6 protein-coding genes are annotated in these 6,193 nt (G+C 77.3%); 2 read left to right on the top strand and 4 right to left on the bottom strand.

Going from position 1 to position 6,193, the window contains the following annotated elements; translation table 11 throughout:
* Positions 1-14: 14 nt before the first annotated feature.
* The 3 genes from ABD358_RS28490 to ABD358_RS23030 all read right to left on the bottom strand — a co-directional run bounded on the left by ABD358_RS28490 (position 15) and on the right by ABD358_RS23030 (position 2,812).
* Positions 15-188 (bottom strand): hypothetical protein, encoded by a 174-nt coding sequence (locus tag ABD358_RS28490; protein WP_425576397.1) that lies wholly within the window; start codon positions 186-188, stop codon positions 15-17.
* On the bottom strand, positions 125-457 hold the full coding sequence (locus ABD358_RS23025; RefSeq protein WP_425576398.1) for a hypothetical protein: 333 nt from the start codon (positions 455-457) through the stop codon (positions 125-127). The genes ABD358_RS28490 and ABD358_RS23025 overlap by 64 nt, the downstream gene beginning before the upstream one ends.
* 282 nt (positions 458-739) lie before the next feature.
* Positions 740-2,812: a phage holin family protein gene (locus ABD358_RS23030; protein ID WP_344633029.1), complete on the bottom strand. Its 2,073-nt coding sequence runs from the start codon at positions 2,810-2,812 to the stop codon at positions 740-742.
* 249 nt (positions 2,813-3,061) lie between these two features.
* Here ABD358_RS23030 and ABD358_RS23035 point away from each other — a divergent pair, with 249 nt between their 5' ends.
* Entirely contained in the window at positions 3,062-3,835 is a 774-nt protein-coding gene (locus tag ABD358_RS23035) for an MBL fold metallo-hydrolase (RefSeq protein WP_344633023.1), read from the top strand.
* Entirely contained in the window at positions 3,832-4,470 is a 639-nt protein-coding gene (locus tag ABD358_RS23040; RefSeq protein ID WP_344633024.1) for a DedA family protein, read from the top strand. The genes ABD358_RS23035 and ABD358_RS23040 overlap by 4 nt, the downstream gene beginning before the upstream one ends.
* Before the next feature lie 73 nt (positions 4,471-4,543).
* On the opposite strand, the gene ABD358_RS23045 is transcribed toward ABD358_RS23040, so the two are convergent.
* Positions 4,544-5,587 carry an MBL fold metallo-hydrolase gene (locus tag ABD358_RS23045; protein ID WP_344633025.1) on the bottom strand — a complete coding sequence of 348 codons (1,044 nt, stop codon included), beginning with the start codon at positions 5,585-5,587 and terminating at the stop codon, positions 4,544-4,546.
* Positions 5,588-6,193: the final 606 nt, after the last annotated feature.

Genomic DNA, 6,193 nt, shown 5'->3' on the forward strand with positions numbered 1-6,193 from the left:
GGCCCGGCCGGGGGTCAGCCGGCCGGGCGGGTGGCGGCGCGCAGCGCCAGGTGCTGGCCGGCGGCGAAGGCCGCGACCACCGCGGCCTGGAGCGGGATCCACACCAGCCCCGCCGTGGTCGGGCTCAGCAGGCCCGTGGCCAGGGCGGCGACACCGGCCAGCGCCCACAGCAGGTTGCCCTCGACCACCAGGCGCACCCCGGGCGGGGCGGGGCGGGGCGGGAGGCGAGGACGCCGACTCCCGCCCCGTACAGCAGCAGGAAGACGCCGAGCCCCGTCAGCAGGGCCGCGTCCACGCCGAGGAGCCTGCCGAGGAAGCCGGGGAGGGCGAGGTAGGCCAGGCCGTTGACGGCGGTGACGGCCGCGTCCAGGGCGAGGAGGCGGCGCAGCCGCACCGGGGAGGGGCCTGCGGTGCCGGGCCGGGTGGTGCCGAGGGTGCCGAGCGAGGTCGCGGACATGGTGGGGCCTTCCGTGTGTCGGGGCGGGACGGTGGGCGGCGCGTGGGTGTGCCGCCGTCCGGGGCCGGGGTCCGTCCGGAGAGTGCCGTCCGGACCCGGGTGGCTCCACCCTGCCGGGGACCGGCGCCGGGGTCGATTACCGCTCGGGTAATGGCGGGCGGCGACGGGCGACGGCCCTGCCCGCACCTCGCGGTCATACGAACTGCTTGGCACATTATTTCTTTCCGTCCTGCCCCGCCTGTGGAACCCGTCCGCAGGCGGCGGGCCGGTGCCGCGGGCGGGTCAGCGGAGGGGGACGCGGGCCGGGAGCGGCGTGGGCAGGACGGGGGCCTTCTCCGCCTCGTGCAGCCAGCCGCGCAGCACCCGGTGGATCCGCTCGGCGCCGACCAGCTCCCCGTCCTCGTCCGGCGCGGGGAGCAGGCGGGGGTAGAGCAGGAACGCCCGGGACTGCTCGCCGCCGAGGCCGCCGTGGGAGCCGAGCTGCTCCTCGAAGGCGTGGACGGCGCCGGTCTCCGGTTCGAGGGCGGAGTTGACCATGATGTCGGCGGTGTGCGGGAAGCCGGCGGTCCGCCGCACCGCCTCGGCGGCGCGCGGCCCGTAGGGGGCCAGGGGGTCGCGTCCGGTGATCTCGCCGGTGGCCAGGTGGTGCTCGGCGCCGTTCGCGCCGAGCACCACCGGCCCGTGGCGTTCGCTGTGGACGAGCAGGAAGCCGATGCCTGGGTGGTCGGCGAGGGTCCGCAGCAGGGCGGGGTGGCGGCGCTCGATCTCCTCGCGGGTGGCGCGCCCGGGGATGCCGGGGAAGGAGACCAGGCCGAGGTTGCCCGAGCCCAGCACCACCGGCCCGGGACCGGTGACCCGGTGCGGTTCGGCGCCGTGCCCGTCCTCGGGCCGGTGGAGGGCGGCGCGGGCGGCGGCGCGGGCCTCGGCCCCGCTGGGCGACCGCCTGGCGCGCCGGGAGACGGGCAGCCCGCAGCCGGCCCGCACCAGGTCCTCCAGGGTGAGCCCGTAGCGCGCGGCGAAGGGCTCGCCCGGGCTCTGCCCGTGGTCGGAGAGGAGCACCAGGCGGTACGGCCGGGGGGCCCGCTCGGCGACCTCGGCGATCAGCGCGACGGCCCGGTCGAGCCGCCGCAGCACCTGGTGGGTGTCGCGGCTCCGGGGCCCGGAGTGGTGGGCCACCTCGTCGTAGGCGACCAGGTCGGCGTAGACGGCGGTCCGCCCGTTGAGGACGTCGCCGAGGACGGAGGCGACCACCACGTCCCTCTCGACGACGGTGGCGAAGGCCCGGATGAGGGGGTAGAGCCCCCCGCGCCCCACCCTGGGCCGCTCCCCGCGCAGCCTGGCCCGGCCCGCCTGGAGGAGTTCGCGGACGACCTCGACGGCGAAGGAGGCGGCCGTCCGGGTGGCGTTGGCGGGGTCGGAGAAGTACGCGAAGTAGCCGGCGCGGGAGCGGTTGTGCCGCCCGCGGCGGGCGGAGACGGACAGCACCAGGGCGGCCTGGGCCGCGCCGCCGCTGAAGAGGTTGCCGCGGCTGGCGCCGTCGTGGGCCAGCAGTCCCGGGTGCCCGCTGCGGGCCGCGGCGCGGCGCTGGAGCTCGGCGGCGCTGCTGGGCCGGTTGCTGATCACCACCTCGCCGGTCTCCTTCTCGTACCAGCGGAAGGCCGGCACGTCCTCGTTGGAGCCGTGCAGGATGCCGAGCTGGCTGGCGCCGGTCTGGCTGGACCAGTCGGTGTGCCAGGGGACGAGGCGGTGGGTGTCGCGGCACATGGCGGCGACGGCGGGCATCAGCGGTTCGCAGCCCTCGGGGGCGGTGATCGCCTCGCGCAGCACGTCGTATCCGAGGCCGTCGAGCTGGAGGAAGACCGTGCCCGGCGTGGCGGGCACCTCCCGGCGCCCGGCGCGGCGCCAGCGGCGGTCGGCGAGCCGGGCCAGGCGCCGCCGGTAGGCGCCGTCGTCGCGGACGGCCAGGAAGGTGCTGGCCGCCGATGAGGCGGCGGACATGGCGGCGGCGACCACCACGGCGGTCCGGGGGTCGGCCTCGCCCCTGTCCTCGGGGAGGAGGCTGAGCGCGAACCACAGCAGCGAGCCGTTGAGGAAGAACACCAGCAGGCCCAGGACGAGGGCGGGCACCAGCAGCAGCGCTCTGACCAGCAGGGGCCACACCAGGGCGCCGAGGAGGCCGAAGGCGCCGGCCCCCAGGGCGGCGGTGATCCCGATGCTGGTGGCGGAGTCGCCGTCGGCGGACTGGATCCGGAAGTCGGGCAGCAGACCGGCCAGCACGAGCATGGTCAGGGTGCTCACCGCCCATACGACCGACACGCGCAGCACCGCGCCGCCCGCCCTGCGCCAGGCCGCCATCCGCACGCCGTTCCGCCTTTCCCGTTCTCCGTCCGTGTGTGGCCGTCGGTCCGGGCGTGGGCCCGGTACCGGGAACCGCCCCGGTCGCGGGGGCATGTTCCACCTTTCCACAGTGCGTCACCCTTCCGGGGGCGCTCCCCGGCGCGGCCGGGAGGCGCCGGGGGGCGGGGCGCGGTAGCCGGGGCGCGCCGCGGGAACAATGAGAGGATCGACGCGGTGACGGGGTGAGCGGACGGGAGGAGGGCCCGGGTGCCGGTGGAGATCACCTGGTGGGGCCATGCCACGGCGACCGTGCGGGACTCCGGGGTGACGGTGCTCACCGACCCGCTGTTCGTCCGCCGGCTGGCCCATCTGCGCAGGCGGCGCGGTGACCTGCCGCCCGAGTCGGCGGCGCGGGTGGACGCGGTGCTGGTCTCCCACCTCCACGCCGACCACCTCCACCTGCCTTCCCTGGCCCGGCTGGAGCCGGGGACGCGGGTGGTGGTGCCGCGCGGCGCGCTCGCCGCGGTGGCGCGGCTGCGGCGGCTGGCGGAGCGGCTGCGGATCGAGGAGGCGGACGTGGGCGACCTGGTGCGGGTCGGCCCGGTGACCGTCCGCGCGGTGCCCGCGCTGCACGACGGGCGGCGGCTGCCGTACGGGCCGCGGCTGGCGCCCGCGCTCGGCTACGTGGTGGAGGGGGAGGCCCGGACGTACTTCGCCGGGGACACGGGCCTGTTCGACTCCATGGCGGAGGCCGTCGGCGAGGTGGACGTGGCGCTGCTGCCCGTCGGCGGCTGGGGGCCGCGGCTGGGCGAGGGCCACATGAACGCGCGGCGGGCCGCCGAGGCGCTGGCGCGGCTGGGGGCGCCCCGCGCGGTGCCGGTGCACTACGGCACGTACTGGCCGATCGGTCTGGACGCGGTCCGGCCGCACGAGTTCCACTCCCCGGGGGACGAGTTCGTCCGGCTGGCGGCGCGGAGCGCGCCGGGGGCGGCGGTGCACCGGCTGGCGCACGGCGAGAGCATAAGACTGGGGGACGGGTGACAGAGGCGCTGCTCGCCGCGGTGCGGGAGCTTCCGGCTCAGGTGGTGCCTGGGGCGGCGGGTTATCCATCGCTGTTCCTGCTGGTGGCGTTCGGCGCGCTGGTGCCGGTGGTTCCGACGGGGGCGGTGGTCAGCGGAGCGGCGGTGGTGGCCTTCCACAGCAGTCCCCCGGTGCCTCCGCTGCTGCTGGTGTTCGCCGTCGCGGCGCTGGCCGCGTTCCTGGGCGACCTGGGGCTGTACTGGCTGGGGCAGCGCGGGGAGCGGTCGGCGGTCGGCGCGCGCTGGCAGCGGTGGCTGCGGTCCAGGGCCGAGCCGGACCGGCTCGCGGCGGCCCGGCGGAAGCTGGACGAGCACGGCGTGGCGGTGCTGGTGCTCTCCCGGCTGCTGCCGGCCGGGCGGATTCCGGTGATGGTCGCCTGCCTCCTGTCGCGGATGCCGATGCGTTCCTTCGCGCGCGGTGACGCGGCGGCCTGCCTGGCGTGGACGGCGACCTACCAGCTCATCGGCGTGCTGGGCGGTTCGCTGTTCCCCGAGCCGTGGGAGGGCGTGGCCGCCGCGGTCGCGCTGACGCTGCTGATCGGCGCGGTGCCCCCGGCGTGGCGGCGGCTGCGTCCCGCCCGGTCCGCCTCCCGGTAGCCGCGGGGCCGCACGGCGGGCGCGTCCGTCGTCCCGGCACCCGTCACTCCGGTACCCGTCACTGCGGCACCCGTCACTCCAGCACCCTGGAGCCCCCGATGGGCAGGTCCCACAGGTCCTCGCGCGGCCGGCCGGTCGCGGCCCAGGCGGCCCGTACCCGGGTCAGCGGCTCCAGCGGGGGTTCGGCCGAGAGCAGGAAGGTGCCCCAGTGCATGGGGGCCATCCGCCGCGCCCCGAGGTCCACGCAGGCGGCGACGGCCTCCTCGGGGTCGGTGTGGACGGGGCGGAGCATCCAGCGCGGGGCGTAGGCGCCGATGGGCAGCAGGGCGAGGTCGATGCCGGGCAGCCGGCGGCCGATCTCGGCGAACCAGTGCCCGTATCCGGTGTCGCCCGCGAAGTGGACGCGCTGCCCGTGGCGGTCGGTGAGCACCCAGCCGCCCCACAGCGAGCGGCAGGTGTCGGTCAGGGTGCGCCGCGACCAGTGGTGGGAGGGGACGAAGTCGAACCGCACGGCGCCGCCGCCCGGCGAGGGCAGCTCGGCCGCCTCCCACCAGTCCAGTTCGGTGACGCACGTGAAGCGGCGGCGCCGGCACCAGGCGCCCAGGCCGGCGGGGACGAACAGCGGGGTGTCGCGCGGCAGCCGCCTGAGGGTGGGCAGGTCGAGGTGGTCGTAGTGGTTGTGGGAGATCACCACGGCGTCGACGCGGGGCAGGTCCTCCCAGGGGACGCCGACCGGGGTGACCCGGGCCGGGGTGCCCAGGATCCGGCGGGACCAGACGGGGTCGGTCAGGACGGTCAGGCCGCCGATGCGCACCACCCAGCTGGCGTGTCCGGCCCAGGTGACGGCGACGGTGTCGGCGCCGACCCGCGGCAGGGGCCCCGGTTCGACGGGCAGCAGCGGGATGTCGCGGAGCGACTCGGGGTCGGGGCGCGTGGTGCCCTCGCGGGCTATCCGCGCCAGCGAGCGTATGCCGGGCAGCGGGTCGGTGAGCCGGTCGGCGAAGGACCGCGGCCAGGTGCGCGCCTCGCCGAGCGGCCTGAGGCCGGACGGGGCGGCGGGGTGGGAGCCCGGGGCGTCGTGGAGGACGTGGGCGGGTTTCCTGGTCTGCTGGGTCATGCTGGGCTCCCATCGGCGTCCTGAAGACTTCACGGGATCTGCTGTCACCCGGTCACCCGGCCGTCAGTCCGGCCAGGGCCGTCGCCACCGCCGCCAGCGCCGCCTCCGTCCCGGGCCGCTCCGGAGGGGTCCCGGGTCCGGGCGGGGCGGAGCCGGCCGGGAGGGGCGCGGCGTCCGGGGAGACGCCGGGGGCCGCCAGGTCGGTTGACAGCCGCACCCGCAGGGCTTCGGGATCGTCCCCGAAGCGGTGCCCGCCGAGGACGTGCGGGCCCAGCCGCCGCACCAGTTCCGCCTCCAGGCGCGGGGCGTCCTCGATGCCGCGGGCGGCCAGGTCGGGGCGGAGCGCCTCGAAGTCCGGGTACAGGTGCCGCCCGGCCTGCGGGGGGCGGCACACCGCGCCGGCGTCGGTCAGGACGCGGTGGAGGGCGGCGGCGAGCGCGCCGTGCGCGCGGGCGGCGGCGGCACGGTGCTCGCGCCGGTCCGGGGGTTGCACGAGGGCCTGGGCCGCGGCGGCGCCGCAGGGGCCGTCCAGCCGGGCGTGGAGGGCGGCCAAAGTCGGATCGTAGCCATGTCGTTCTGTGAGCCAAGGAGTTGTCAATATTCCTT

Source organism: Streptomyces glaucosporus, assembly GCF_039533345.1.
Taxonomy (GTDB): domain Bacteria; phylum Actinomycetota; class Actinomycetes; order Streptomycetales; family Streptomycetaceae; genus Streptomyces; species Streptomyces glaucosporus.

Coding starts and splice junctions, on each gene's coding strand:
- ABD358_RS23025 (WP_425576398.1), bottom strand. CDS start 457: ATGTCCGCGACCTCGCTCGGCACCCTCGGCACCACCCGGCCCGGCACC.
- ABD358_RS23030 (WP_344633029.1), bottom strand. CDS start 2,812: ATGGCGGCCTGGCGCAGGGCGGGCGGCGCGGTGCTGCGCGTGTCGGTC.
- ABD358_RS23045 (WP_344633025.1), bottom strand. CDS start 5,587: ATGACCCAGCAGACCAGGAAACCCGCCCACGTCCTCCACGACGCCCCG.